Genomic DNA, 25,913 nt, shown 5'->3' with positions numbered 1-25,913 from the left:
ATTCAGAATATTTTTGTCAAATTGACTGGTTCGCTATTATAATAGGGAAAATGTTTCTTTTTTGATATGACGATATAACTTGCAAAAACCAACGCGCCATAACATATAGGGGGGACTACCTATTGAAGGAATATCTCCGGGAACTACCGGCTATCCATGCTATTCAAAAAGATCACCGATTTACAGTGTTACAGGAAGAATATGATATCCCGCTTTCAGCATTGACAAAATGGATCAGGAATATCATACATGATATACGCGAGCAGATGCTGAATGGCAGTTGGCAACAGGAATCGCCAACAACAATAGCCTTGGAAGATCACATTTTCACCATGCTTAACCAAAAGGCCGAAGCATTCCGACAGCATAATGTACGACAGGTCATTAACGCTACAGGGACAATCTTACATACCAATCTCGGGCGGGCCAGATTAAGTCAAAAAGCCATGGAACAAGTTGTTTTAACCGCGGGGAATTATTCGAATCTCGAATATGATCTGGAACAAGGCCAGCGTGGCTCCAGACATCAGCTGATCGAATCCATATTAACGGAGATCACCGGTGCAGAAGCAGCAATGGTCGTCAATAACAATGCTGCAGCCGTTTATCTGATTCTGCGCGCATTGGCACATGAAAGAGAAGTCATTGTTTCCCGGGGTGAACTTGTGGAAATCGGCGGCTCCTTCAGAATTTCATCCATCATGGAAGAAAGCGGCGCAATTTTAAAAGAAGTCGGGACCACCAACAAAACCCATGTATATGACTTTGAACAGGCCATTAACGACGAAACGGCCATCCTGATGAAAGTACATACAAGCAACTTTAAAACAATTGGATTTACCAATTCAGTTCAAGCGGAGGAACTGGTTGAACTGGCACGAAAACACCGTGCGCCACTTATTTATGAGGACCTTGGAAGCGGGGCACTTTATGATTTCGAGGCAGGTGACGAACCCGTCGTACCCGATGTGCTAAAAACCGGTGTGGATATCATTTCATTCAGCGGTGATAAGCTGTTGGGTGGCCCACAGGCAGGAATCATTCTCGGACGGCAGGATCTGATGGATCAATTAAAACGACACCAGCTGGCACGGGTATTACGTGTGGATAAAATGACGCTCGCTGCACTAGAGGCCACATTAAAAAGTTATGCAGCGGATAACACTGAGGAAATTCCCGTCATTCGTGATATGTCACTCTCCACAACCGAAATCAGAAAACGTGTTGACGCATTTGTGGCAGGTGTCCGTGAGAAAAGCGGGGATTGGCATTTCGATATACAAGACGACACTTCCCAGATTGGCGGGGGAAGCATGCCGGAGGTCGAAATGGCGACATTGGTTGTAGCGGTATGCCATACAGACCTCAGCCCACAACAAATTTTCGACCGCCTCCGTACAGGACAGCCTGCCGTCCTTGCAAGACGCAAGTATGATCAGGTCCTGCTTGATTTTCGCACCATTACAGAGGAAGAAATCCCATTATTAGTTGATCGATTTACTAATATCTAAAACGCCTGTGTCCTATGTATATTGAATTTTTTTCTTTTCTACTGTCATCCATTGGTGAGTCCTCCCTGGTTTTTGCTTCGTTTGGGGCCGTTACGCATCGACACCCTGAACAGTACCAAGGAGGCTTTTTTGTATCAAACCTCAAATGTCCTCATATTTCTTTATTACAGGAGTACTCTTTATTTTAGGTACATCAGATTGATAACGAAATAAAAACCTAGTGTCTCAAAATATAAGTTATCACGGCTCATATGACCCATTTCCGCTTATCTCCGACCCTTTTAGTCAATTTATGTTGATCCAACAGCTCCAAAAACGGAATCAAGTATTTCCTGGATACCTGTAGTGCATCTTTCGCCTCTTTTAAACCAAACAGCTCACCTGTGTTAACTTTCAACACCGCCAAAGCATCGGTAAATGGTTGATGATGAATAATATGTTCATTCGTTAACGGATAAGCCTGTTCAGTATGGATAAGGTATGCGTTCAGTTCGACTGTCTCTTTTTTCGGCACTGTCTTATGCACCATATAGTCATCCCATTTCTTCACCTGCAGGCCGTCCGCTTCAAGCTGGCCGATAGCCGTCTCCATTTGCGCCTTCCATTTTCCAGGCAAATGTGGTGTAAAGTCAGATAAAGCAAGAAACCGTTTATCCTTTTGAATCGCACCTGAGGCAAGCATTGATTCCAAACCGAATTCCATTAACCGCTTTGGAAACTGTCCGCTGAACGATTGCACGATTTCCGCCTTGCTGATTCCCGGGCGCATCGGAAAATCGCGATGATAATATTGCAGTTGTCCCGTTACCATATCCTTCATGATCGTAAAGTCGTTCGTAAGGGCATACTTATTTCCTGTAACCGGAAGCAAATGCCCGCTTTCAACCCCTTTGTCAACTGCGGTCTTTACTGCATGTTCATCAAGCGATGTATACTGAATGAGCTGCTTCACATCCAGTAGTTTATGCTTCATTAACACATCTTTCACAAGGTCATCCGGTGTCCCTTCTTTCTTTTTTTGTAACATCTCAACCGTTGCTTCTCCAAAGCGGTATTTGCTTCCTTTAGGTTCAATCACCCAACCACCGCCAAGTGTTTCAACCGGTGTCGGGCGCCTTAGAATAAACCGGTCACCACGGCGGACAACAATATCCTCCTCCAGGCGAATCTGACACAGAACGGCATCATGGTTTCTGTTTACTTCATTGCGGTCAAAAAAAATGATTTTTCCCATCACTTCAGACGTGCCAGTATGGACTTTTACCGGCATTCGCTGCTTAACAGGCGAAGACAACTGATCAACAAACTGTAGACTGACGTCAATGGTGTTCGTTACTAAAAAATGATCTGAAGCAACAAGCACATCCCCTCGCTGGATATCTTCCTTATTAACCCCGCCTAAATTTATAGCTGTTCGTTGACCGGCCCGTGATGTTTTTTTATCTTGACGGTGGACCTGAATTTGCCGCGCCCTAACTTTGAAACCTCCAGGAAGGATTGTTAGCGTACTTCCTTTTTGCACGATTCCCTCATATATCGTTCCTCTAACAATCGTACCCTGCCCCTTCACTGTGAATACTTGATCAATCGGCAGACGAAACGAACCATAAGCATCCCGGAATTCCGTCTTTTCCAATTCAAATACGATCTGTTGCCTCAACTGATCGATACCTTTTCCAGACACACTGTCAACACAAACCAATGGCCCCCCATTAAAAATGGTTCCGGCTAAACTTTCCTTAATATCTTCTATCGCAAGGTCAAGTAGTTCCGCATCGACACGATCTATTTTGGACACCGCGACAATACAATGTTGAATACCGAGGAATTCCAGAATTTGAAAATGCTCCTTTGTTTGTGGCATTACCCCTTCATCGGCAGCGATCACGAGGACAACAAGGTCAATGCCCGCCACTCCGGCAATCATCTGACGGATAAACCGCTCATGCCCAGGTACATCCACAATTGAAACGTGGCTGCCATCCTTTGTTTCCAAAGGCGCATAACCAGGTTCAATCGATACTTCCCGCTCTCTTTCCTCCTTTAAGCGGTCCGTATCCACATCGGTAAGTGCTTTTGTCAGTGTTGTTTTGCCATGATCAATATGACCGGCCATACCAATCGTAAAGTAAGCATCATCCATTTTTATTCCCCCGTTTTACATGAAAAATTATTTTCAACCAGAGACATTTTTGACGTGCGCATTGCCGAAAAATATGATACTATATAGACATAATATTCGTATTATAAAGTTATATATGAATATTAGGAACCCTTGTATTTATGGGGCTGGCTGAGTGACTGGTGTCCTCCCGGGTCTTCAAAACCCTGCGGGAGACGCGTGCCGTCTTCGGTGGGTTCGATTCCCACACAGTCCCGCCATACAACGTTTTGTATCGTTACTGCTTTCCCCGGGTCTAAAGAACCGCCACCCGTTAAGTGCCTTCAACAGGTAGCGCTTTTACAGTGTTTATACGTATCCCCTTATGTCAAAAAACCGCTTGGATTGACAGCCCTTTTTCCAACTGGCTCCCAACCCAAGCTTTTTAAAAAACAATAATCCGGCCTTTATTTTCGCTTGTCACGCTGCCAATGATGGCCGCCTCGACATAACGATTCTCAAGCGCACGCATCAGCGGCTCTGCCTCCGCTTCAGGTACAGACATAACGAGTCCTCCTGATGTCACCGCATCACAAAGGATTAACTGATCCCTAACACGAATGGAGTCGGCATAATCGACACGATCGGACAGCCACTTGTGATTTTTCTTCGTACCGCCTGGAATAATACCTTTTTCAGCAAGCGTTTTTGCCCCCTCCAACACTGGTACTTCCTCACTTGATATCGTGATACCAACCTGGCTGCCTTCAGCGATTTCCAGAGTATGACCAAGCAGTCCAAAGCCGGTAACATCCGTACAGGCATGCACATCGTAATCGGCCATAACCTCTGCCGCCACCTTATTTAAAGCTGTCATGATGCCGGTAGCGTTTGCAAGTTCTTCCTCTGTCAGTAAGTCTTTCTTAATCGCTGTCGTCAGAATGCCGATACCGATTGGCTTTGTAAGAATCAGTACATCACCCGGTTGTGCCCCCGCATTAGATAAAATGCGGTCCGGATGAATGGTGCCGGTAACCGACAGCCCGAACTTCGGCTCCTCATCATCGATAGAATGCCCGCCAACTAACGTAGCACCCGATTCGGCAACTTTTGCGGCTGCGCCAGCCAGGATATCCGCCAATATGTCCTGACTAAGTGTGTTCACAGGAAATCCCACGATGTTCATCACCGTAATTGGTTTCCCACCCATGGCATACACATCACTCAAAGCATTCGCAGCTGCAATTTGCCCAAACATGTAGGGATCATCAACAATAGGTGTAAAGTAATCCAACGTTTGCACAAGTGCCATATCCGTGTTGATTTTATACACGCCGGCATCATCGGAGGTATCCAAGCCTACCAGCAAATTTGGATTAGGGACAGACGGTGGTAAATGACGCAAAACTTGCGCCAGGTCTTCCGGACCAATCTTGCATCCTCAGCCACCTTTACTGGATAACGTGGTTAATTTAATTTCTTCTCTGGACATGGCATCACCCCCTTTCATGGATGGACGTTCCAATATCAGGCATAAATATAAAACAAAATTTCCTGGCCATTGTTAACCGGGTCAGTTGCCAATTGGTACCCACGCTTCGTTGCTTCTTCGGGGACATTTCTAAAAGATGACGGACAATCTGTAATGACTTTCAAAAGCTGCCCTTTTTCCAATTCTTTAAGTGCATCCAGTGTGTAAATAACCGGATAAGGACAGGATTCACCTTGTAAATCCAATGTAAAATCAGCTTGCACTTGTTCCAGCATGAGTCCCCCTCCTTTTTTTCATTCCAAACCCAACATGATGATTATTCCCACGTATGACAACAATCATATACATGACAGCAAGCATGAATAACGTGATCGCAACAGCACCAACAGGACCAACAGCAGGGACAAGATTTAGCTCCCGACCACTGGCAACGAGTATGTTATAAATGCCGAGATGATCCCAGCCAAATGCGAGGAAGGTTGCGCCTACTATATTGCCGGCAAATACTGTAAAATATAGAACTTGACCTTCCATTAATCGGTACATCATCCCGGTTTCGCAACTGGATGCCATCACAATACCCAAACCAAACAATAACCCTCCAATGAAAGTGCCTGGCGCGGCAACTTGTGTAATAGGTGGTATACCATAAAACGCAATCACCACAATCGTCAATATGGAACTGATGGCCATACCGGCTATGATAGCTTTGGCCATGATGCCGCGGCCCATAATCCACAAATCACGAAAGGCTGACGTGAAACAAATTTGCCCTCTTTCAATCAGGATACCAAAGAACGCACCAAACAAAGCACCGAAGCCCAGTAACATGTGCCCCTGTACAAAAAAGACCACAATGAGTGTCAGATACAAGACCGCAATCACCCCTCCGACATAAGGCTGTCTTTTCTTTGACACCTTGGCCTTCGTTTTGCCGTTTCCTTTCGTTAAGGCAGGCTTTCCTTTCCACCAGCGTGTTTGCACAATTTTCGCCCCAATATAGGTACCGGCACCTGTTGCAACGATAAAAAACCATGAATGCAAGGAAAATTGTGGCACACCGGTGAAAAAGGCAGCAAGGTTGCATCCAAGCGCAAGCCGCGCACCAAATCCTGCAATCATACCACCGACAAGCCCTTGTACATAGCGGCGCTTTTGCCGCGGAACACGAATCTTAAAACTATTACTTAATAGTACCATTATAAGAGCGCCGATAAACATCCCCCAAACCATCCAACCAGCCGGCCGTGTCAGTGTTGTTCCGTCCATCTGAATCCTATCAAAGTAAGCCCAGCCCGATATATCCACGCCAAAGAGGCCAACAAACTCCCCACCCAGCCGTGTGAATTCACCCGTGACAGCCCACACGGCTCCCGTAAAGCCAAAATACAAAGCACTCAGAACCCCAGCCAAAAGGAGCGCAATATACGGGTTCCAATAGTTCAGAACTTTATTTTGGAAAAAACGCATCACCTATTTCCCCTTACATAGTCATGTCGATACAAAAAATTGCACAATATTAGAATGATAGACAAGGGGGTCATGCTAATCCCCTTCTGGGAGGGCGTTAGGATTAACATGTCCCCCGGTGTCCGTTACTCAGCCCTGTTCCAATATTAATTCTTCAATATTTTCTTTCGTCAGGTCACCACCTGATATCCGGTTCACTTCTTCACCGTCCTTGAAAGCAAGAAAAGCTGGCAGCCCCATCACACGATAGTTAATACAAAGGCGTCTGTTTTCAGCAGTATTCAATTTGACAATTTTTACTTTATCCTGGTAAGTTTCTGATAAATCCTCCACATCAGGCATCAGCTGTTTACACGGCACGCAGCTCGGCCCCCAGAAGTCAACAATAACCGGTTTGTCAGCTTCCAGCACTTCCTGATTAAAGGTTTCTTTGTTCACATCAATCATGATTCACTCACCCCTTCATTTTGTTCAATAAGGAAAGACATCCCATCGGACAGGTTTGTCATTTTACCAAGGAAAAGGCTTCCTTTACCGACAAACATGGCATTATTGATTTCACCGTTCATGATCATTTCCCGTGCATGACCGAGGAATGGAATCGCTGAAGCAATATGGCCCTGGGTTGGTGAAAAGCCGGTCATGCCATGTTTATACTCGAACTGATTCATTTCCGTTTTTTCCATTTCCCCTCTGAGCACTGCCATCGCGGCAATTGTCCGATAGTTCGTTTTAGGAACGTTCCCATTACCGTTAGGTTCTGTCACATCAGGGTTATGCAGCTCAACAGCGTATTTATCAATATCCAGAATACCCTTTCCAAATTGCTCCAATGGCTTAATAATCAATGATTTGTAAATAGCCTGTGCAGATGACCCGGCGGAAATGTCATGTTTGCCAATGCTGTCTGTACGGATCACCGGGCTCTTGCCATCATCTTTACCAATGATCATGGCAATGGCTCCCATCTGATCTTCCACAATCGGCATATCATTTTTTAAGTTCCCAGCAAACTTCATCCCCAGTTTTGCCAAACTGCCACCACCAACAATAACGATTTCCTCGTAGATCCCCGCCTGAACGAGTCCTGCAGCGATATTCACAGAATGGGCAGGGGCACAGCAAAACGCTTTAATATCAGAACCAGTTGCATTGAAACAGGCAGCATGTTCGGCAATGGCCTTAGCTATATTGCCACCGCCGCGCTGATAACGGTCACCAACCGCTTCCTCGTCACAGCCAAATACGTAGTCAACGTCCTCTGGTATGACATCAAATGAATTGAGAACATGACGCATCGCAATAATACCTGATGCTTTATTGCACAAGTTTTCCAAAATGATCGTGGCGGTCAGAAATTGATCTTCATCATGACCTGTTTGCACACAGCCAACCAGCTGGTCACGGTTCACATGCAACGGTTCAGCCGTTCCCTGATCCAGCTTTTCCTCTATTGCAGCCATACTTTCACCATCTCCAAGGCGTTCCAAATCGTTCGGTTGTATTAACGGATGGTGTGCCAGCTTTTCCTTCAATTGCGATAGAAATGATTCTTCCAAATGAACTAACTGAAAGTCATCAGCGAGTTTTAACCACCCGTAAAATTCATCTTCGGGAACGATGTCACCGGACGGACCAAACCGCTTAGCATCCTCAAGCCTCACATCGGTCCATGGTCGGGCGTAATCATTTAAATCATCAGGTCGCATATTCCCAATAAACACCTGGTTTGGCGGATATGCGACTGCATCGTCGTGGTTCCTCAGATTAGCCAAGATCTCCTCAAGCAAAGCATCATCTTTTGCTGTTTCCCTTGTCGGCTTGGATCCGTGACGAACTAAGCCCGGCGTATGGGTAATGACAAACGAGGCACCTTTGACAACCGGTGTTATCATGTTATACCTCCTCACCCGCGTATTGTAATGCTTCCGTTATCTTTTCAACATAGTCCTGGGCTGACTGGGCCGCAATACTGCCATCACCCGTTGCTGTTACAATTTGTCGTAATCTCTTTTCGTTCACATCGCCAGCTGCAAAAATACCTTTAACATTGGTACACATATTTTCATCCGCCGTGATGTATCCGCTTTCATTTGTAATGCCAAGACCCTCTACACATTCCGTTAGCGGATCCATACCGACGTAGATGAAGACACCGTTACACGGGAGTTCTGATTGTTCACCTGTAACAGTATTTGTGAGCGCTACCGATGAAACCAGCCCATCTCCCTTAATCTCATCGACAACATGATTCCAAATAAACGTAACCTTTTCATTTTCAAATGCCCGCTTTTGCAGCAGTTTTTGCGCCCTTAATTCATCGCGACGGTGAATAATGGTCACTTTTGAAGCAAATCGGGTAAGAAAAACGCCTTCCTCCACTGCTGAGTCTCCACCACCGACAACAACAATTTCCTGGTCCTGGAAAAAGGCACCATCACACACGGCACAATAGGAGACGCCGGAACCCGATAATTCCTTTTCACCTGGTACGCCCAGACTTCTGTGTTCAGCACCTGTGGTAATGATAATTGATTTCGCCAATATCTCCTTATCCGCAACCGTCATTTTTTTATGAGGATAGCCATCTTCAACCTGCTGGATATTACCTTGAAGAAAATCGGCGTCGAACTTCTTCGCATGTTCAAACATTTTATTGGACAGATCGGGGCCGAGTATATGCTCGAACCCCGGAAAATTTTCAATGTCCTCTGTATCAACCATCTGCCCGCCTGGTACACCACGTTCAACCATTAATGTTTTCATCTTTGCCCTTGATGCATAAAGCGCTGCGGTCATACCAGCCGGACCGGTACCAGCAATTACCACGTCATAGATATGCTGTTCATTCATGTTATCCCTCCGTTACCGTTAAACAAATTTTTCCCTTGCCTCTTCCATTGCGCTGCATATGGTATCCCTTTCCAATGACAATTCCGCAACGCCAACTTGTTCCTCGTATATTTCCTGCGGGACTTCCGCTTTAACCACATCTTCCAGGACGTGATATACAGGAAGTTCCAATGCAACACCTGCCAAAGGTCCCGCATAAGTTGGATCACCTATTCTCACTGTTTCGGCATAAATATCAGCGCTATCGGCATCCGGAGATCCCAACAGAACAACAACATTTTCTTGCCCATGCACTTCCGCCGCTGTTTTCAATTTTTCCTGGACCACCTGGTCCATTGCGCCGGCGGCCGTTCAAACGAAACAGGCCGTGTCTTTGTAAATGACTTCGCCTCCTACAGCATTGATACACTCCGCAATTGCCGGTGCGGGTACCCCGTCTCTTTCTCCCAGAATGAACACCTTTTTACCATTCAACATGCTCATACACGCTCCTTATCATTAAAATTATATTTTGACCTCAAAAATTGAGGGTTCCGCAATATTTTGCATTAAACCATCGAGCGCAACCTCAACGCGATGTTTACGCAAATTCCATTGTTCTTCTTCCGTCAAATTCGGGTCACCCAATGGATGTGGAATGGATACCGTCTGAACAATCCGATTGGCACCAATCGTTTCGGCAATCGTCACGATATTGGCCATTTGCACAATTGGAATGCCTTCCCTTTCAATTTCTTTCGCTATCGTTGCCCCGCAACGCGTACAAGTACCTCAGGTGGCTGTCAGAACGATCGCTGATACATTTGCCTCGAGGAGCTCATTGGCAATCTCTTTACCCATCCGGCTTGCCTCTGCCTGACTGGTTCCTGTACCAACTGTCGAGTAGAAGTGGTGATACAGGCGGCCGATTTTGCCTTCATTTTCAAAGTGCCGCATCGCATCCAATGGAACAATCACATTCGGATTTTCATTGGCGGCATTCGGGTCAAATCCGGCATGTATCGTCTCCCACTCACCTGCTCTCAGTCCATCCTGTCCGGTTATGTCATATTTGCCCCATTTTGTAGCCGAAGCGGACTGGATTCCATCCGGATTTCCCTTAGGAACGATACCCCCTGACGTCACGAGCGCTACTGTTTCCTTACTTAAATCCTCCGCCGGCGATGCTATAGGGACTTTATTAATTTTCGGTATTGGGATTTCTGTCTCGTACTCATCACCGTTCAGTTTTTGCAGCAACATGTCAACAGCCCGATCTGCTCCCATTTTCGGTGGTTTAACAAATGTTTCACCGCGAACACCCATCGGAAAATAGCCCTCTTCCTTGGCTGACAGTGTTTCCTCGCCGGCAAGCAAACGTGTTGTGAAGTCAGCCATTGTCGGCACATCTTTCCGCATTGCTGCAGCACTTCTGCCACCGGAAAAGATATAAATATCCTTCCTAAACATTTCGACAGCGGGGTTTTCCACGTTCATACTTGTAATGACAGGCACATTAAATCGTTCTTTTACCGCCTTACAGATTTCACCACAGGCAAAGCCATACCGCCCGGCCATGAATGCTGGACCTGCAATAAAAACATCAAACGTTTTATCTTCCAGAAGTCCTAAAATGGTTGCAATGGCTTCATCTTTTTTTGAACCGAAGAAATTATCCCCGCAAACAACGGTATGCGTCACCTCAATATTAGGGTCAAGCCAGTTTTTTAACAGCATCCCCGGCCCAAGCACACCTTCCTGAATATCCGGCTTATAGTCAGCCTTTTCCTCACCACCGATTTGACCAAAAAACTGATTAAGATAATAGATAGCTTTTTTCAACCAACCTCACCTCCTTTTGATAATTAATACTCAACAACGGTCTTGAAGTGATTACCGGTGTTTGCATCTGCACAGAAAATCCCGTTATTTTCCATCTCTATTGACCCATCTGCTTTAATACTGCCTTCCCAGCCACCGGAATTGCCGTCTCTGGCAAGTGATTGAAGATCACCTACAACCATTTCCATCGGGTCAAGCCTCAACAACTGCGACACATTACCAGTTGAAACAAGCGCATCTGCCTTTATAGACAAATCGACCAGCGGCTGCGAGCGTCCGTCGCGCCCTGTTGCTTCATTTGTAATTCCAACGGTTCTGATACCGGCATCCTCCAGTTCACTTATAGCCAGTATAAAATCAGTATCAGGGTTTCCATATCCCTCTTCACACACAACCGCCCCTTCTGCTCCAAGTGAGTTGGCAATCTGTTTAACGCGCATTGCTGAACGTTGCTTCTCCTCAAGGGCAACATTCAAATTAGAAACAATCACACCGAGGAAATTAATCGTTACACCATGTTCCCACATCAGACGCTTAACAGTTGCATTATTGACATGTTGATAGGTTGATATTTTTGACGATGATGGCATAAAACTACCCGAAACAACAGCCCCATCCAGTAATTCATTCGGGTGCAGCAACGTTGGGAGCATATTTCCGGTATCCCAGCCATAAACAAGGGAATTGTATCCGCTTTCAATCATTTGCGACTGTAACTGCAACACATACACAACACCCGGTAGTTTCCTTACCCTGTCATCCGATTGATTGAGCGGTGGTAATTCATAAACTTCCAATCCATCCGGTTCCATATCCCGGACACATTCCCCGAGATATTCACTGAGTCGCATTGCGGCATGCCTTAGTGCCGTGTTCCTCTTTTGCTGTTCATTATTCTCTTCGTCTTCATTCGTATCAGCAACAAGACAAATGTTAACCAAATAGGAAAACATCGTCTGATATGACCCCGGACCGCTCATATCTATCAAGCCATCCTGGAATCCGCCCCAGTGTTTTCCTACCGCTAAGACACATCCCCCTTTCAACACGTGCATTCTCCCTGTACCCGCTGGAACAAGTTTATTCGTCACACCGGGAAACATAGCATCATCTGATACTTTGCACCTTGGCTCAACAGCATCCTTAACAGGTGTAATGCGAATCGGATCATTCGGCCTTGCAATAACAATATCGGCGTCAGTAATACGATCATCTTCATAAACAACCTGTAATGCTTTTTCTTTGTTGATTGTCAGCAAACCATTTTCAAAAACAGTCTCATCACCAAAATCAACATCCTGGATGTGAAAATTGCCAATTTCTAGCCTCATAAACGCCCCTCCCTTGATATAAGTAAAATAACTGCTGTAAGGTTGTTATATCTTCATAATACTTCTTTATGATCATGAATGTGCTAAAATTTAAATTGATTATAATCCAGTATTTTCTAAATGTAAATAGTTTTTCATAATTCAGTAAATAAAGTTTTTTCACTCAACTCAGTTTATCAAGTATAAACTGTACAAAATTTATAAAATTTGAAAAACGACGAAAGTCCCGCATCAATAAGTGATACGGGACATTATCTGTGGCAACACCTGAAATGATTGCCTAATTCATGAATTTGTCGGCTCAACAAAGTGAAGGTTTAGGCTATCATGATAATCCAATTGAACATCGTCAGGAATTTTCAAGTAGAGCAGCCGTTCACCGCCTGTATAAACATTTTCCAGCATCCGTTGCTCGCCTTCTTTACCTGTAAACTGTGAAATCGGGAATTCCTGCTTGAACATGGAAAGTTCGATCACAGCCGGAACAGGAGCGTCAATCCTGATTATTCCTGAAGAAAGCTTGACATCCATTGGATTCAACTCATCTGACATATCTCGCCCCTCTACGATAAATGGTGTCTGATAGTACGCAGCTTCAATGGTGTTGTCCCGATCAGAAACCCTTTCCACAAAAACAGGCATTTCGGCATGGGGGTCATGGCCGCTTACCATTTCCAAGCGAAGCGCCTCACGTTCCGTTGTCAGCTCCCACATTCCCTGACGATAAACATGGCCGGCGGTTTCAATGTCGCCGTCTGCAGCCAGCTCCCACAATAATGGGAGTTCTTCTGGTACTTTCTCCACCTCAGCCGGAAGATCCGAGGCTTCGGGAAGCATGAACGCCGTCGGGACAGTAAGGATAAGCACCACCATGTAAACGCCAAAGAGCCGTTGTACCAGTTTACTATAGCTATGCCGTTGACGCGTTTTCGGTGTCATCTTAAGAACAACCAATACCAGAAAACCAATGATCAGCAACAGGATGATAATTGGCATCAAATCATTTAACAGCATTACGTCCGCACCTCCAATCGGTGGGAAATCACGATAGAACCAGCCAGCAAAACCCCTGTAGTCACCATCATTTTACAAGTGAACAGCCAGAATGACCTTTCCTGAAAGTAAAACTCGCCAGCTGCCGGTAATAAATGAGTGCCGGTTATCCGAGGCCAGAGAATGATCAAACCAATGACCGCTGCAGGGATGATATAGGCTAGAATTTTATGAAGATGAACGAATGTTCCAGTCAGATAGCCGGCACTGCTCAACATAAAAATAAACATGGCCGCAGCCAGCATCCCCGTCAGCAATTCGCCAGGTGTATCTGTGAACCCGGACTGAATAATGGGTGTCGAATCGAACAGAAAATAGACGACGACTTTCAACAAAAATCCGGATAATAGCGCTGTTATACCTCCCAGCAGACTGGTCACTGCCAGAAAGACAATATTAGCCAGGTCACTGCTTAACCGGCTGGTCACAAATATAAAGTCATCTTCTCTATACGCTTTTGTTTTGATTTGCGTGGCACTCATGAATCCCCACAACATCGTAAATGCTACAACAATATCAGCCGAATAGTATTGAATCGAAAGTTCGGTGCCAGCGTTCGTACTTGAAAAACTAGCATTACCTGTCAATGAAAACAGTAATCCAATTAATTGCAGAATAAACAAGGTCATGAACATGCCAGCGAACCCCTTCAGCTTAAAGCGAAATTGCTGTTGGACGGTTTTGGCCATGCTAGGCTTTGTCAAAGACATCATCGATTCCTCCTTTCGTCCTTTCAGTCAGGTAAACGCACAAATCGCCCGGTGACACAGTTGACACATTGATGGCGGCCAATGTCATTCGCTCCAACTCGTGATCCGAAAAGTCATTTTTCACAACGGCATACATCCCCGCATCCGTCCTTTTCGAGTAGATGACTTCCTTGCCACGCGTCCACTTCGTCATCTCCTCTGGGGAACCACTTAAGCCAACTGCATATTCCTTCAGTTCTTCAACCGGCATGTGCAAGTAGTTTTGGCCGTCTTCAATCAGGAGCAAATCTTCCAGCAATTCCTCGATCTCATCCAAATGGTGACTGGAGATGATAATCGAACGCGGATGGGCCAAATAATCTTTCAGAAGTGCCCGGTAAAAGTCTCTCCGAACCGCTGCATCCATCCCGGTTGTTGGCTCATCTAACATCGTCAGCGCACATCGCGAACATAACCCGATGATCATATTGAACGTACTTTCTTTACCTTTTGAAAGACTCGAATAATTTTGACCCGGGCGAAAAGAAAAGTAATCAAATAGCCGCTCTGCCAGTTCCATATCCCAGTTCTCATAAAACTGGTCCGCCTGCTCCAGAATTTCCTTTAGCGTCAGGGCAGTTGGGAAGTTCATTTGGTCATCAACAAAAATCGTATTGGCGGAAACGAATAGACTATCAAATGGTCGGCGGGAAAAGACATTAACTTCCCCGGACGATTCACGCCAGAATCCAGCCAATATTTTCAAAAGCGTTGTTTTGCCGGCGCCATTTCGTCCGACGAGGCCAGTAATCTTGTTTTCTTCAATCGTTACCGACAGCTGATCCAATGCTTTATGCCGCCCATGTGTTTTGGTTAAATTCTTACATTCTATCACTTTCACGTCACATCCCCCTTACGTTCATTGACAGTTGTTCGAATCAGCTCCATTAATTCCTGTTCATCAACATGCAGCCGTTCAGCCTCCACCACCACCTCTTGAATAAGCCGTTTCAATGTCTGATTTTTTCGCTTATCGGAAATAATCGCTTTCGCATCATGTGCAACAAATTTTCCGAGGCCGCGCTTGTTATACAAAATTTTTTCCTCGGATAATAGCGTCAGACCCTTCGCCGCTGTGGCCGGATTAATATTGAATAGATCGGCAAGCTTGTATTGGGAATGTACTCTTTCATCCGGCTTGAAGTTTTCGTTTAAAATTTCGTTCTCAATCCATTCCGAGATCTGGATGTAGATTGGCTTCGTGCCATCTGTATTGATCATTCAAGCCTGCCTCCCTTTATGCAGGTTAGTGAATTAGTCGTGTAATGTAGTATATTACATATGTAAAGAAAAGACAAGAGGAGCAATTAGAAAAACTTGGCTTCCGCCTCGTCTTTCCAGTGGTCAGAAGTCGGATTGGAAACGTCGTCCAAAATTTTAAAAAAACCGCCTTATTAGCAGTATTGAAGGGTTGTCTATCTGCGCGTATGACGGTTTTATCAGCGAGCCCATTTTTGACAGAGTGGTCTCCCAGTTCAACATCTGCTAAAATGACCGTATAAACAAGACAGGAGAGATTCAAGTGACGATATATGTGGACGCGGATGCTTGTCCGGTTAAACTAACGATTATCGCGACTTCCCGGGAATTTGAGGTACCGGTCGTGCTCGTGAAAAGTTTTTCTCACTTTTCACATGATGATGAACAGCCGGGTGTTGAAACGATTTACGTCGATACTGGGGCTGAGGCGGCCGATTACCGGATCATGAAGCTGGCGAAAACAGGCGATATCATCATTACACAGGATTACGGGCTGGCATCGCTCGGGCTGGCCAAAGGTTGTACTGTCTTACATCATAAAGGCTTCACGTACACAAACGAGAACATCGATCAGCTCCTGTATTCCCGGTATGTCAACGCCATGGCACGCAAAAGCGGCAAGCGGACAAAAGGGCCGAAAGCATTTTCTTCTGAAGATGAAGCGGCATTCAGCGCCCTATTCCGAAAAACACTTGAGGAGGCATTACGTTAGTTCATGTCGACAACCGTGCTTCTCGCGCCAACATAACAACATCACGCCAGACACCGTTTAATGTGCCGGGTGGTTTTTTAGTGCCAACTTCGGCAAACCCTCATTTTCTATGTAAGTGAAAGCTGCTTGTATTGTTGTACTTAAATATCCATTAACAATTAAAAAACCCTTGAAACGACACTGCTGTTTCAAAGGTTTTCAAGGGAATACTTCCTGATGCTGAAGTCATTCTGTAATACCGGCCAATTTTGCGGCAACGGCACGCCCAGGTCCCAATAACTGACACCTCTCAAGCCGTCTGCCTTCACGGTGTCCAATTTGGCCTGAACACTGCGGGCATCCTCAAACCAGACTTCGTGCACCTGACCGCTTTCATCTGTATAACGGAAAAATGGCGATTGATATGTGTCATCATACTGAATGGATGCGCCATACCTTGCCGCCAGCCGGACTGCTTCTTTCGGACTCATGGTACTTGCAGTCGTCCCCTCCACCCATGGAATTTGCCAATCACGTGCATACAAAGGTATGCCCATGTGGATTTTGTGCCGCGGAATCACGCTTACAGCATAGTCGACGACATCCCGTACTTTGTTAATTGGTGCAATCGCCAGTGGTCTTCCGCCAGCCCAGCCCCATTCGTATGTCATCAGGATCACAACGTCAACGATGTCGCCGTGTGCCTCATAATCAATCGCTTCATACAACAGCCCTTCCTGATCAGCTGACACTTTTGGTGCCACGGCCGTTGTAACGAGAAAACCTTCCGGATGCAGCCGTGCCGTCACACGCTTTAAAAAATGATTGTAAGGCACCCGATCCTCCGGGTACACATATTCAAAATCGAAATTGACGCCTACATAACCTTTTGTCCGCATTTTTTCCAGCAAATTCGTCATAAATTTCTCTTGAATATCAGGATTTCGGAGCAGAGAAGCCACCAGGTCTGAATTGAACTCACCCTTGGTAAAATTGGTCACGACCAAAAGTGGCGCTATATCCGTCGCCTCGGTTGCCTCTAACACCAATTGATCCTGCAGTTCGGTCAGTAGGCCCTCCTCTGAGAAGCTATACATAAATGGGGAAAGATACGTTAAATCGTTACCAACACGCAGGACTTTAGATTGACCCGCTTCATTCAAATCCGTCATATAAGCGTTGACGTCGATTACCGGCCCTGGCGCTTCTGGAATCCGTAATAGTTGTCCCGGAAATATCAGACCGGGAGCTTCCATCTGATTGGCCGCGATTATCTGCTCAACACTAGTGCCATACTGCTGAGCAATGCCCCAAATGAATTCACCTGCATGAACGGTATGCAGAAGATACGGATTTTTCAGCATTTGACCGGTATAGATTACCGACGGATCAGCTATCCGATTAGCCACGGCAAGTTCCTGAACCGTCACCCGAAACATTCGGGCAATCGCCCATAACGTATCCCCTGGCTGGACGACATATTCACGACCGGGCTCCGGAATCACGAGCGACTGACCGGTAACTAAGACGTCAGAATCATCCCATTCATTTAACAACACAATCTGATTAATATCCGATCCATAACGTTGTGCTATTTGCCATAATGTATCGCCACTTTGCACGACATGTGTTTGCATCGTTACGCCCCCAATTAGATTTCTACATATCATCCTATTCATGGGATGATTGTCCTAGTACTAATCGGGAGAGATTTTTTAGCGATTAAAAAACGCCCTTTAGACAAGGACGTTCTTAAAACGTTATCGAATGGTCACATCCTGCATCACAAATCTGCTTTTCGGAATGGATGGCACGCGGACCAAACTGTAATTCAGATTTTGTTTGGGAACGGTATAATCAATCCGGTTTGCCAAAAAGGACAGACTCACTTTCATCAGATCAATGGTTAGCCACTCACCGGGACAGCGGTGCCCGATATCATAATCACCGCCGCCCTGCGGAATGAAATCAAACGGACTGCCATTCCATTCCTTGAAACGCTCCGGCTGGAATTCATCCGGTTTTTCCCATAAAGCTGGATCATGGCTGGCCCCGTAAACATCAAGCAGGACGAGCGTTCCTTTTTTGAAGTGGTGGCCACCCCACTTAAATTGATTGCGAACCTTTGCACCTAAAAAAGGGCCGAATGGGTAATAACGGCGAACCTCCTGGACAAACATCCGGGTATACGTTTCATCGCCTTTCTGCAGTTTCTTCTTCGTCTCCGGAAAATCGTTCATGGCTAGGGCACCAAATGTCACGAATCGGCCGACAGCAACAGTCGGTCTGACAATGTTAAGCAATTCTACCGCTGCTGTCTGCAGATCCAGTAAGCGATCCTTTAAATCACGGTGCCAGGCAATCGTATACAAAGCCGTCTCTTCACGTGGCTTTAACTGCCCACTCCGGACTTGTTCAATAATGGTTTTGATCCATCGTTCAGACCGGTTTCGCGCCGTCCTTCCCTGCCAATGTCTTGGTCCGACCGCCCCGAACGCATCAATCATTGCCGATAAGTCATGTGCCCGCTGGTCCAGTTCGTTTGCCCACAGTGGAACACCGGCCCATTCACAGGCAATGCGGCACATAATTTTTTCAGCTTCGGGAAATAAAATAATCCGGCGTTTCTGCTGCCAATCAGCTATCGCGATTTCCCACTGCTTTTCCGCGATGTCCATCAATTCGCTGAGCCGCTCGGCTGTCATCAGCGACATAAACATCCCTTTCCGGTGTCGATGATCTGCCCCATCCTGAACGTGAACACCGTTCTTCCCGAACAGTGACTCCTTAATACGATTTGGCACAGCACCTTTTCGGGTAAATTTGTCCTCATCATAGAAAATCTCTGTCGCTTCCTCACCGCCCATACAAATGACTTTCTGGCCCAGCAATCTGGTTTGAAAAATATTTGACTGATACCGGCGGCGTCTGTTGAGTATATAGTTATAACCTTCCGACATGAGTGTGATACTATTATCCAATACCTTTTCGCGCGGAATTGCCATCTATGCTGACTCCTTTCCTGGATGATATTCACTACCCATTCTTTTCCCCTTCTGCCCAAAATTTATGCCACTTTGAATACCACTGGTTCAAAACGTGGCAGTTGCTAGGCAAACTTGTTACGATGGGTTAGATGAATTTAATCGTTAAAGTGCGTGTTCAAAGAGGAGGATAAAAAGGACCGAGAAGTTCGAGGCGGCGTAGCTTTGAGCAACGGAGTGTATGCATTTAAATACATGAGTAGCGGAAAAGCAAGCCAACGAGCTTCCACAGGATGTGGTGACTTCGGCGTTCGACACAGGACGTGTCGGCATTTAGTCGAAGGTCCTCTATCGAAGTGTCATTTTTACCGGACTTTTTGAACAACCTCTTGAAAGAGGGTGAATATATGTCCCAAAAAGTCATCATAAATGATATGACGTTCCACGCATTTCATTTTCAAACGGGATCAATTACCGAAAATGGCAGGAATTGGACGAAGGTCAGCTTTGCTTTTAACGTAACACACGAAGATTATCATGATGTGACGACCCTGTTGTATAAAAATGATTTCATGGTGAACATTCCAGCGGAAAACCTCGAATTCCCGGCTGTCATCCATAACTATTCGACATCAATCACCAATTTATATGAACCAGGGAATACCGGGGAGTTCAGGCTCGAATTGGTTGAAAAACCACACAGCTGACCATTATGCTGTGTGGTTATCCATTTGCGTTCTCGTCAGTGACGACTCCGCTCTTATCCATTTGTAAAAGGGTTACCTGATAATCAGGTAACAGGGCTTCAACATGGCTGACGACAACACCGCCAGTCCCTTTTGGCGTAAGCGACATCATTGTTGGCCCAGCCCCGCTGATAACGGACCCATATGCTCCATGTTTTTTCGCCTCAGTCCTGATGTCATCATAATGCGGTATCAGGTCTTTCCTGTATGGTTCATGGAATAAATCCCGTTCCATCATCCTGCCCGCCAGCTCATAGTCACCTGAGGCAAGAGACGCAACCAGTACATTGCTGACCGCACTTGCGGAAGCGGCGCGTTCCATTGGATACGCACCAGGCAAAACATTTCTGGCCGTTTTCGTTTCCAGCGCATCGCCTGGAATAGACACAACGACGTCAACCTCAGGCGACGGTAATTGAACCCAATCAATCGTCCGATCAGTGCCAATTGCTATGATGAAGCCACCCATTAAAGCCGGCGCAATATTATCCGGATGCCCTTCAATCGCAGTACCGAGTTCCAGTTTTTGTTCTCGTGTCAAAGACAAACCACATACCTGATTGGCCAATTCAATACCGGAAACGATCGCCGCGGCACTGCTGCCGAGTCCGCGGGCCAGAGGGATATCACTCCGAACGGTTATGTGACAGGCAGGCAGAGCCTTACCCCAGCGCGTTGCTACATCGCGGGCGACTTGTACAATATAGTGATCATCAACGCTTGCCAGTTCCGGCAAATGTGGTGAATGCTGCTCAATCGTCCACTCATCGGCAGGTGACACATCAAGCGTTAAATACAGATTCAAAGCCATGCCCATCGAATCAAACCCTGGCCCGATATTGGCCGAGCTCGCCGGAACGCGTATTTTGAACGATGTCATGTTTTCACCAGCTTTGCAATATAGTCCGTGACGGTTTTTTCATCGTTCGGCAGTGTGATCGGTTCTTCATCCATCTGATCGATAGCCGTCTGCGGGTCCTTCAAGCCGTTACCGGTCAAAACGGCCACAACCTTTGTTCCCTCAGCCATCGCGTTCTGCTGCCTCTGTTGGATGATACCTGCAATCGACGCGCAGGATCCCGGTTCAGCAAAAACGCCTTCTTTAGTCGCCAGCAGCTTTTGTGCCTGAGCAATTTCTGCGTCAGTCACCGAACCAATTGTGCCACCTGATTCATCCCGTGCCTTTACCGCCAGATTCCAACTTGCCGGGTTGCCGATCCGAATGGCCGTGGCCATTGTTTCCGGCTTGGAGACCACTTCGTCCTTCACAATGGCAGCCGCTCCCTCTGCTTCAAACCCAATCATTTCAGGACGACCAGTCCCCTTTATATCATCGTATTCCTTGAATCCTTTCCAGTACGCACTGATATTGCCGGCATTGCCAACAGGGATGGCGAGATTATCAGGTGCTGATCCGAGTTCATCACAAATTTCAAACGCAGCCGTTTTCTGCCCTTCCAGCCGGTATGGATTAACCGAATTAACAAGTGTCACCGGGGCGGTCTCACTTAATCTCCGGACAATTTTCAGGGCATCATCAAAGTTACCGTCAATCGATACGATATCCGCCCCGTACATGACGGCCTGAGCCAGTTTCCCAAGGGCAATTTTGCCTTCGGGTATGACTATAATAGCTCTGATGCCGGCTCTGGCAGCATACGCCGCGGCCGAAGCAGACGTGTTGCCGGTCGACGCACAAATAACGGCGTTGCTGCCTTCTTCAATCGCCTTGGCAACAGCAAGTGCCATGCCCCGATCTTTGAAAGACCCGGTTGGATTTACCCCTTCCACTTTGCCGTATAATTCGATGCCCAATTGCTCAGATAACGTCGAAAAATGAATGAGTGGTGTGTTGCCTTCCTGTAACGAAATCTCCGGCGTTTTTTCTGTAACAGGTAAATACGATTGATAATGCGCGATCAGACCTTGCCACGTCATGCGTCAGCATCTCCTTCTACTTTGTAAAAACTCTTGACGTCAAGCACAGCATCAAGGCTGTTCAGTTCATCCAATGCCTGATACATTTTATCTAAAGATGACTGATGCGTAATGACGACAATTTCTGCTGTCCCGACATGTTCCGACGGGTTTTGCAAAATTTGTTTAAAACTGACGTTCCACTCATTGAATAATGCGGATACACGGGAAAACACCCCAGCTTCATCTTTAGCATGAAAACGGACGTAATACTGGCCAAACCGCTGATCATCTGTTTTCAATTCTTTTTTGAAACGTGGTTCAACAAATTGACTACCTGTCACACCCCGGTGCATATTCTTAATAACGGTAACCACATCGGATATGACGGCTGATGCAGTTGGCATACTCCCTGCACCTGCACCGTAAAACATCGCTTCGCCCACCGCTTCACCGTATACATAAACAGCATTGTATTCATTCTTGACATCTGCCAGCGGGTGCTCTTGGGAAATCAGTGCCGGCTGGACGTTGACTTCCACTTGCTTGCCGTCAAATTTGGCAAATCCGATTAATTTCATGATAAAGCCAAAACTGTCCGCATACTGCAGATCTGCCAATTCAATACCATTGATGCCGTTGACTTCAATATCTTCCAGATCGATATAGGTTGAAAACGCCAGCCGTCCCAAAATCGCCATTTTTCGTGCGGCATCGAGGCCTTCCACATCAGCGGCCGGATCAGCTTCCGCAAACCCGAGTTCCTGAGCTTCCTTCAAGGCATCCTCATAGCTGACACCTTCATTATGCATTTTGGTTAATATGTAATTCGTCGTCCCGTTCACAATCCCCATGACCTGCTCAATATGATCGGAGGCAAACCCATCGGTGATTCCTCTTAAAATGGGGATTCCGCCGGCGACACTGGCTTCATAGTAAAAGTCACATTTATGTTTCGCTGCAGCCTCATGCAACTCAGCACCGTGTAAGGCAACTAAATCTTTATTCGCTGTCACGACATGTTTTTTAGCGGCGAAAGCGTTCAAAATGTGTTCGCGTGCTTCGTCTATCCCGCCCATTACTTCAATAATGATATCAATATCCGGATCATTCAGCACATCTTCAGGGTCCAATGTGAGAACAGTCCCATCAATCTCAGCTTCAATATGTCGTTTTTTGTTGGGGTCGCGGACAAGCGCCTTTTTCACATCAACGCCGCATCCGAGCTGATGCGCGAGTTTTTCCTGATGTTTTTCAACAAGTGTGATCACGCCTGAACCAACGACGCCAACACCCAATAAACCAACCGATACCTTATCTTCCAAGTTACCACCCCTTCTGCCATTTTACGATTTAACGATATTTTATACATTTAAACATGAATAGGCGCGTATGGCAATAGCGAATTTTTAAAGAATTTAATTTTTCCTTTTATAATAGATGACTGTTCTTAAAGATACCGCTTAAATCAGACATGTCTGATACGGTGGCCATAAGGAAAATAAAGAAAACGGAAGTCTCACATATTGAATCAGTTGACATGGTTTCCATACAAGTATTATAATTTACTTGAATTTAAATAAAATTAATTCAAACTAAATAATGCTGGAGCGGGATTGATTATGGAAGAAAATTTATCATTAAAAGCCTTTGTAGTCCTGATGAAAGCATCGAAGTCGGTAACTGAACACGTGAAAAAGGATATCAGCCGTTACAATATGAAAACAACCGACTTCGCCGTGCTTGAAGCGTTATATCATAAAGGAAATCTCACAGTGAAACAGATTGCCGAATCAGTCCTCATTAATGCCGGTTCCATGACGTATGTGATTGATAAGTTGGAAGACAAAGAGCTTCTGGAACGCCGTCCATGCAAAGATGACCGCCGGGCCGTTTATATCCATATCACTGACAAAGGAAAACAGCTGATGGATGCTATTTTTCCAAAACATGAGGCAGCCATCGAAGAAATGTTTCAGAACATCACACCGGATGAAAAGAGAACCGTTATTAACATCCTGAAACGAATCGGCCAATCCAATCATGATTGAAATAGAAGGCTGTTTTCTCAAAGTTTGTTGCTTTTGAGATAAGAAGAAAAACATTTACAATCTCTGAGCAGTCCGAATACACGTAGACTCCCGCGGGAAGTAAGCGATAGGCAAGACCCCACAGGGCGGATGCCCGAGGAGGCTTGCCACTCGCTCGCGGAAAGCGAAGTGTATTCGGACTGCGGGTTAAATAACAACAATCCTTACGAAAAGAGCCAAATAGAAAGGGGATCATCATGCAGCACATTTTTCAAAAAGGGGACGACCCATCAAAACCAACATTCCTTTTGCTTCACGGCACGGGAGGAACTGAGCAGGATCTACTGCCGCTTGCCGGTGAAATCGACAAAGAGGCCAACGTCTTAAGTGTCCGTGGCAACGTGGCGGAAAATGGCATGCCGCGCTTCTTTAAACGGCTCGCGGAAGGCGTGTTTGATGAGGCAGATTTGATTACCCGCACGACTGAACTGAATGAATTTCTCGATGAAGCGGCCGAGGAACACGGTTTTGACCGGGATAATATAGTGGCAGTCGGCTACTCCAACGGTGCCAATATTGCTGGCAGCCTGCTGTTCCATTATCAACATGCGCTACGAGCAGCGATTCTGCATCATCCGATGGTACCACGACGCGGCATTGAACTGCCGGATTTATCCGGAAAAAACGTCTTTATCGGTGCTGGAACCAATGATCCAATATGTTCAGCTGAGGAATCAGAAGATCTTAAATCCCTGCTGGAAAATGCCGGCGCCCGTGTTGAATTGCATTGGGAAAACATGGGCCACCAATTATCAATGGGTGAAGTGAAAGCAGCCGCTGAGTGGTATAACAATTTATAGGATCGATCCCATTATAACTGTGATTTGGCGTATTTACACTAATCCTTAGCGTTTATATATCAAAATTTGGTGGTTCCCAGTAATCGCCAGCGATTTTCTGTCGAAGTTAAGCGTTTTTGCTTTTTTGCATCCATTTAAAAATCGTTCGGAATAACGCCGAACGATTTTTTATTCTGGCAGTAGCATATGAATTTCATTTTCAGAAGGATCCTTAACAATATACGTATCATTTTCCTTTTTAACGTTTACACCTAGGCTCTCCAGTTTTTTTATTTTTTCCTCTCTGCTTTGTTCATCCGGAAAAACGAGCGAATACCAGTTGAGTCCTGCGCTGTTATCGGCTGGTGCCGGTGCATTTTCCCCATTCCATATATTCAAACCGATATGGTGATGATAGTTTGCGGTTGATGCGAACAATGCTCCGGGATAGTTTGTGACAATTTGAAACCCAAGACCATCCACATAAAACGTTTCTGTACTTTGGAGATTCGCCACATGTAGGTGAATATGCCCCATGACTGTCTCTTCCGGTAATCCATCCCACTTATTTTCACTTTCACCAAGCAGACTGTCGACATCAAGGGGATCAGTCGACATGGCAACCTGTCCAGCCGACCAGTTCCATTCTTGTGATGGCCGGTCACGATACACTTCAATCCCATTGCCATCCGGGTCATTCAGATATAATGCCTCACTGACCAAGTGATCAGATCCCCCAAGACGGGCTCCTGCTTCGGCGACATGATTTAAAAAGCTGGAAAGATCCGCCCGTGACGGGAGCAGGATGGCAAAGTGAAACAATCCGGTCGTCCGTTCCGCTTTTGGCAAAACATCTGCCGGCTGTTCCAGTGTTAACAAGGGCGTTTTCCCATCTGCTGTCAATACAGCTTTTTGGTCTGTTTGTTCCAGCACGCTAAATCCGATGATATGTCGATAAAAAGACAGCGATTTCTCCAGATCTGTTACGTTTATATTCACTTCCCCGACATAGATTGCGGGTTTCTTAAAAAATTGCTTTTCCAATAGCTCAGCCCTTCCTGTCAA

25 protein-coding genes and 1 tRNA gene are annotated in these 25,913 nt (G+C 45.9%); 6 read left to right on the top strand and 20 right to left on the bottom strand.

The genetic code is table 11. The features are described 5' to 3' along the window. Positions 1-122 precede the first annotated feature (122 nt). Entirely contained in the window at positions 123-1,511 is a 1,389-nt protein-coding gene (gene selA / locus ACFQ4A_RS18415; protein WP_382402858.1) for an L-seryl-tRNA(Sec) selenium transferase, read from the top strand. A gap of 247 nt (positions 1,512-1,758) precedes the next feature. On the opposite strand, the gene selB is transcribed toward selA, so the two are convergent. Next, on the bottom strand, positions 1,759-3,654 hold the full coding sequence (gene selB / locus ACFQ4A_RS18410) for a selenocysteine-specific translation elongation factor (protein WP_382402857.1): 1,896 nt from the start codon (positions 3,652-3,654) through the stop codon (positions 1,759-1,761). A 142-nt stretch (positions 3,655-3,796) separates the two neighbouring features. On the opposite strand from selB, the gene ACFQ4A_RS18405 reads away from it, so the two are divergent. After that, positions 3,797-3,893, top strand: a tRNA-Sec gene (locus ACFQ4A_RS18405). A gap of 164 nt (positions 3,894-4,057) precedes the next feature. Here the strand turns inward: ACFQ4A_RS18405 and selD are convergent. From selD to ACFQ4A_RS18340, 13 genes are all read right to left on the bottom strand, one after another. Further along, the gene (gene selD / locus ACFQ4A_RS18400) at positions 4,058-5,104 is read right to left on the bottom strand and encodes a selenide, water dikinase SelD (protein ID WP_382402856.1); all 1,047 of its coding nucleotides are present in this window, start codon (positions 5,102-5,104) and stop codon (positions 4,058-4,060) included. A 35-nt stretch (positions 5,105-5,139) separates the two neighbouring features. Continuing rightward, positions 5,140-5,379: a sulfurtransferase-like selenium metabolism protein YedF gene (gene yedF / locus ACFQ4A_RS18395; RefSeq protein ID WP_382402855.1), complete on the bottom strand. Its 240-nt coding sequence runs from the start codon at positions 5,377-5,379 to the stop codon at positions 5,140-5,142. Then, positions 5,357-6,574, bottom strand: coding sequence for a selenium metabolism membrane protein YedE/FdhT (yedE, locus tag ACFQ4A_RS18390; RefSeq protein ID WP_382402854.1), 1,218 nt, complete (start codon positions 6,572-6,574; stop codon positions 5,357-5,359). Before yedE ends, yedF begins: the two co-directional genes overlap by 23 nt. Before the next feature lie 129 nt (positions 6,575-6,703). Beyond that, entirely contained in the window at positions 6,704-7,021 is a 318-nt protein-coding gene (locus ACFQ4A_RS18385; RefSeq protein WP_382402853.1) for a thioredoxin family protein, read from the bottom strand. Then, positions 7,018-8,469 carry a glycine/sarcosine/betaine reductase complex component C subunit beta gene (gene grdC / locus ACFQ4A_RS18380; RefSeq protein WP_382402852.1) on the bottom strand — a complete coding sequence of 484 codons (1,452 nt, stop codon included), beginning with the start codon at positions 8,467-8,469 and terminating at the stop codon, positions 7,018-7,020. Before grdC ends, ACFQ4A_RS18385 begins: the two co-directional genes overlap by 4 nt. Before the next feature lies 1 nt (position 8,470). Then, entirely contained in the window at positions 8,471-9,427 is a 957-nt protein-coding gene (trxB, locus tag ACFQ4A_RS18375) for a thioredoxin-disulfide reductase (protein ID WP_382402851.1), read from the bottom strand. Positions 9,428-9,445: 18 nt separating this feature from the next. Then, the gene (gene grdA, locus ACFQ4A_RS18370; protein ID WP_382402850.1) at positions 9,446-9,910 is read right to left on the bottom strand and encodes a glycine/sarcosine/betaine reductase complex selenoprotein A; all 465 of its coding nucleotides are present in this window, start codon (positions 9,908-9,910) and stop codon (positions 9,446-9,448) included. Positions 9,911-9,931: 21 nt separating this feature from the next. Then, the gene (locus ACFQ4A_RS18365; RefSeq protein ID WP_382402849.1) at positions 9,932-11,248 is read right to left on the bottom strand and encodes a glycine/betaine/sarcosine/D-proline family reductase selenoprotein B; all 1,317 of its coding nucleotides are present in this window, start codon (positions 11,246-11,248) and stop codon (positions 9,932-9,934) included. Positions 11,249-11,271: 23 nt separating this feature from the next. Further along, the gene (locus ACFQ4A_RS18360) at positions 11,272-12,579 is read right to left on the bottom strand and encodes a glycine/sarcosine/betaine reductase component B subunit (RefSeq protein WP_382402848.1); all 1,308 of its coding nucleotides are present in this window, start codon (positions 12,577-12,579) and stop codon (positions 11,272-11,274) included. Positions 12,580-12,864: 285 nt separating this feature from the next. Next, positions 12,865-13,593, bottom strand: a complete 729-nt coding sequence (locus ACFQ4A_RS18355) for a hypothetical protein (RefSeq protein ID WP_382402847.1) — start codon at positions 13,591-13,593, stop codon at positions 12,865-12,867. Then, positions 13,593-14,342: a hypothetical protein gene (locus ACFQ4A_RS18350; protein WP_382402846.1), complete on the bottom strand. Its 750-nt coding sequence runs from the start codon at positions 14,340-14,342 to the stop codon at positions 13,593-13,595. Before ACFQ4A_RS18350 ends, ACFQ4A_RS18355 begins: the two co-directional genes overlap by 1 nt. Then, positions 14,323-15,222, bottom strand: coding sequence for an ATP-binding cassette domain-containing protein (locus ACFQ4A_RS18345; RefSeq protein ID WP_382402845.1), 900 nt, complete (start codon positions 15,220-15,222; stop codon positions 14,323-14,325). The genes ACFQ4A_RS18350 and ACFQ4A_RS18345 overlap by 20 nt, the downstream gene beginning before the upstream one ends. Continuing rightward, positions 15,219-15,602 carry a GntR family transcriptional regulator gene (locus tag ACFQ4A_RS18340; RefSeq protein WP_382402844.1) on the bottom strand — a complete coding sequence of 128 codons (384 nt, stop codon included), beginning with the start codon at positions 15,600-15,602 and terminating at the stop codon, positions 15,219-15,221. The genes ACFQ4A_RS18345 and ACFQ4A_RS18340 overlap by 4 nt, the downstream gene beginning before the upstream one ends. Positions 15,603-15,903: 301 nt before the next feature. Here ACFQ4A_RS18340 and ACFQ4A_RS18335 point away from each other — a divergent pair, with 301 nt between their 5' ends. Continuing rightward, the gene (locus ACFQ4A_RS18335) at positions 15,904-16,353 is read left to right on the top strand and encodes a YaiI/YqxD family protein (RefSeq protein WP_382402843.1); all 450 of its coding nucleotides are present in this window, start codon (positions 15,904-15,906) and stop codon (positions 16,351-16,353) included. Between the two features lie 188 nt (positions 16,354-16,541). Here the strand turns inward: ACFQ4A_RS18335 and ACFQ4A_RS18330 are convergent, their stop codons facing one another. Next, positions 16,542-17,969: a LysM peptidoglycan-binding domain-containing protein gene (locus tag ACFQ4A_RS18330; RefSeq protein ID WP_382402842.1), complete on the bottom strand. Its 1,428-nt coding sequence runs from the start codon at positions 17,967-17,969 to the stop codon at positions 16,542-16,544. 123 nt (positions 17,970-18,092) lie between these two features. After that, a complete protein-coding gene (locus ACFQ4A_RS18325; RefSeq protein WP_382402841.1) occupies positions 18,093-19,337 on the bottom strand; it encodes a cytochrome P450 in 1,245 nt (414 codons plus the stop codon). Positions 19,338-19,723: 386 nt separating this feature from the next. Here ACFQ4A_RS18325 and ACFQ4A_RS18320 point away from each other — a divergent pair, with 386 nt between their 5' ends. Further along, positions 19,724-20,023, top strand: coding sequence for a DUF3219 family protein (locus tag ACFQ4A_RS18320; protein WP_382402840.1), 300 nt, complete (start codon positions 19,724-19,726; stop codon positions 20,021-20,023). A gap of 16 nt (positions 20,024-20,039) precedes the next feature. Here ACFQ4A_RS18320 and thrB read toward each other — a convergent pair whose 3' ends face one another. The 3 genes from thrB to ACFQ4A_RS18305 are packed head-to-tail and all read right to left on the bottom strand — an operon-like array spanning position 20,040 to position 23,304. Then, positions 20,040-20,942, bottom strand: coding sequence for a homoserine kinase (gene thrB / locus ACFQ4A_RS18315; protein WP_382402839.1), 903 nt, complete (start codon positions 20,940-20,942; stop codon positions 20,040-20,042). After that, positions 20,939-22,000: a threonine synthase gene (gene thrC, locus ACFQ4A_RS18310; protein WP_382402838.1), complete on the bottom strand. Its 1,062-nt coding sequence runs from the start codon at positions 21,998-22,000 to the stop codon at positions 20,939-20,941. The genes thrB and thrC overlap by 4 nt, the downstream gene beginning before the upstream one ends. Next, positions 21,997-23,304, bottom strand: coding sequence for a homoserine dehydrogenase (locus ACFQ4A_RS18305; RefSeq protein ID WP_382402837.1), 1,308 nt, complete (start codon positions 23,302-23,304; stop codon positions 21,997-21,999). The genes thrC and ACFQ4A_RS18305 overlap by 4 nt, the downstream gene beginning before the upstream one ends. Positions 23,305-23,601: 297 nt before the next feature. Between ACFQ4A_RS18305 and ACFQ4A_RS18300 the strand changes: the two genes are divergently transcribed. Further along, the gene (locus ACFQ4A_RS18300; protein WP_382402836.1) at positions 23,602-24,030 is read left to right on the top strand and encodes a MarR family winged helix-turn-helix transcriptional regulator; all 429 of its coding nucleotides are present in this window, start codon (positions 23,602-23,604) and stop codon (positions 24,028-24,030) included. A 236-nt stretch (positions 24,031-24,266) separates the two neighbouring features. Then, positions 24,267-24,869, top strand: a complete 603-nt coding sequence (locus ACFQ4A_RS18295) for an alpha/beta hydrolase (RefSeq protein WP_382402835.1) — start codon at positions 24,267-24,269, stop codon at positions 24,867-24,869. A 168-nt stretch (positions 24,870-25,037) separates the two neighbouring features. On the opposite strand, the gene ACFQ4A_RS18290 is transcribed toward ACFQ4A_RS18295, so the two are convergent. Further along, on the bottom strand, positions 25,038-25,892 hold the full coding sequence (locus tag ACFQ4A_RS18290) for a VOC family protein (protein WP_382402834.1): 855 nt from the start codon (positions 25,890-25,892) through the stop codon (positions 25,038-25,040). Positions 25,893-25,913: the final 21 nt, after the last annotated feature.

The organism is Lentibacillus salinarum, assembly GCF_042679865.1.
In the GTDB taxonomy this organism is placed as follows: domain Bacteria; phylum Bacillota; class Bacilli; order Bacillales; family Amphibacillaceae; genus Lentibacillus; species Lentibacillus salinarum.
Note: the sequence above shows the minus strand (reverse complement) of the source record. Positions and strands in the feature narration are given on the sequence as shown.

What these genes read in the sequence shown, in the direction of transcription:
- ACFQ4A_RS18320 (WP_382402840.1), top strand. Translation starts at nt 19,724, where the DNA reads ATGTCCCAAAAAGTCATCATAAATGATATGACGTTCCACGCATTTCAT.
- thrB (WP_382402839.1), bottom strand. Translation starts at nt 20,942, where the DNA reads ATGACATCGTTCAAAATACGCGTTCCGGCGAGCTCGGCCAATATCGGG.
- ACFQ4A_RS18355 (WP_382402847.1), bottom strand. Translation starts at nt 13,593, where the DNA reads ATGCTGTTAAATGATTTGATGCCAATTATCATCCTGTTGCTGATCATT.
- yedE (WP_382402854.1), bottom strand. Translation starts at nt 6,574, where the DNA reads ATGCGTTTTTTCCAAAATAAAGTTCTGAACTATTGGAACCCGTATATT.
- thrC (WP_382402838.1), bottom strand. Translation starts at nt 22,000, where the DNA reads ATGACGTGGCAAGGTCTGATCGCGCATTATCAATCGTATTTACCTGTT.
- ACFQ4A_RS18385 (WP_382402853.1), bottom strand. Translation starts at nt 7,021, where the DNA reads ATGATTGATGTGAACAAAGAAACCTTTAATCAGGAAGTGCTGGAAGCT.
- ACFQ4A_RS18350 (WP_382402846.1), bottom strand. Translation starts at nt 14,342, where the DNA reads ATGTCTTTGACAAAGCCTAGCATGGCCAAAACCGTCCAACAGCAATTT.
- ACFQ4A_RS18300 (WP_382402836.1), top strand. Translation starts at nt 23,602, where the DNA reads ATGGAAGAAAATTTATCATTAAAAGCCTTTGTAGTCCTGATGAAAGCA.
- selB (WP_382402857.1), bottom strand. Translation starts at nt 3,654, where the DNA reads ATGGATGATGCTTACTTTACGATTGGTATGGCCGGTCATATTGATCAT.
- ACFQ4A_RS18340 (WP_382402844.1), bottom strand. Translation starts at nt 15,602, where the DNA reads ATGATCAATACAGATGGCACGAAGCCAATCTACATCCAGATCTCGGAA.
- ACFQ4A_RS18330 (WP_382402842.1), bottom strand. Translation starts at nt 17,969, where the DNA reads ATGCAAACACATGTCGTGCAAAGTGGCGATACATTATGGCAAATAGCA.
- grdC (WP_382402852.1), bottom strand. Translation starts at nt 8,469, where the DNA reads ATGATAACACCGGTTGTCAAAGGTGCCTCGTTTGTCATTACCCATACG.
- ACFQ4A_RS18295 (WP_382402835.1), top strand. Translation starts at nt 24,267, where the DNA reads ATGCAGCACATTTTTCAAAAAGGGGACGACCCATCAAAACCAACATTC.
- ACFQ4A_RS18360 (WP_382402848.1), bottom strand. Translation starts at nt 12,579, where the DNA reads ATGAGGCTAGAAATTGGCAATTTTCACATCCAGGATGTTGATTTTGGT.
- ACFQ4A_RS18325 (WP_382402841.1), bottom strand. Translation starts at nt 19,337, where the DNA reads ATGGCAATTCCGCGCGAAAAGGTATTGGATAATAGTATCACACTCATG.
- yedF (WP_382402855.1), bottom strand. Translation starts at nt 5,379, where the DNA reads ATGCTGGAACAAGTGCAAGCTGATTTTACATTGGATTTACAAGGTGAA.
- trxB (WP_382402851.1), bottom strand. Translation starts at nt 9,427, where the DNA reads ATGAATGAACAGCATATCTATGACGTGGTAATTGCTGGTACCGGTCCG.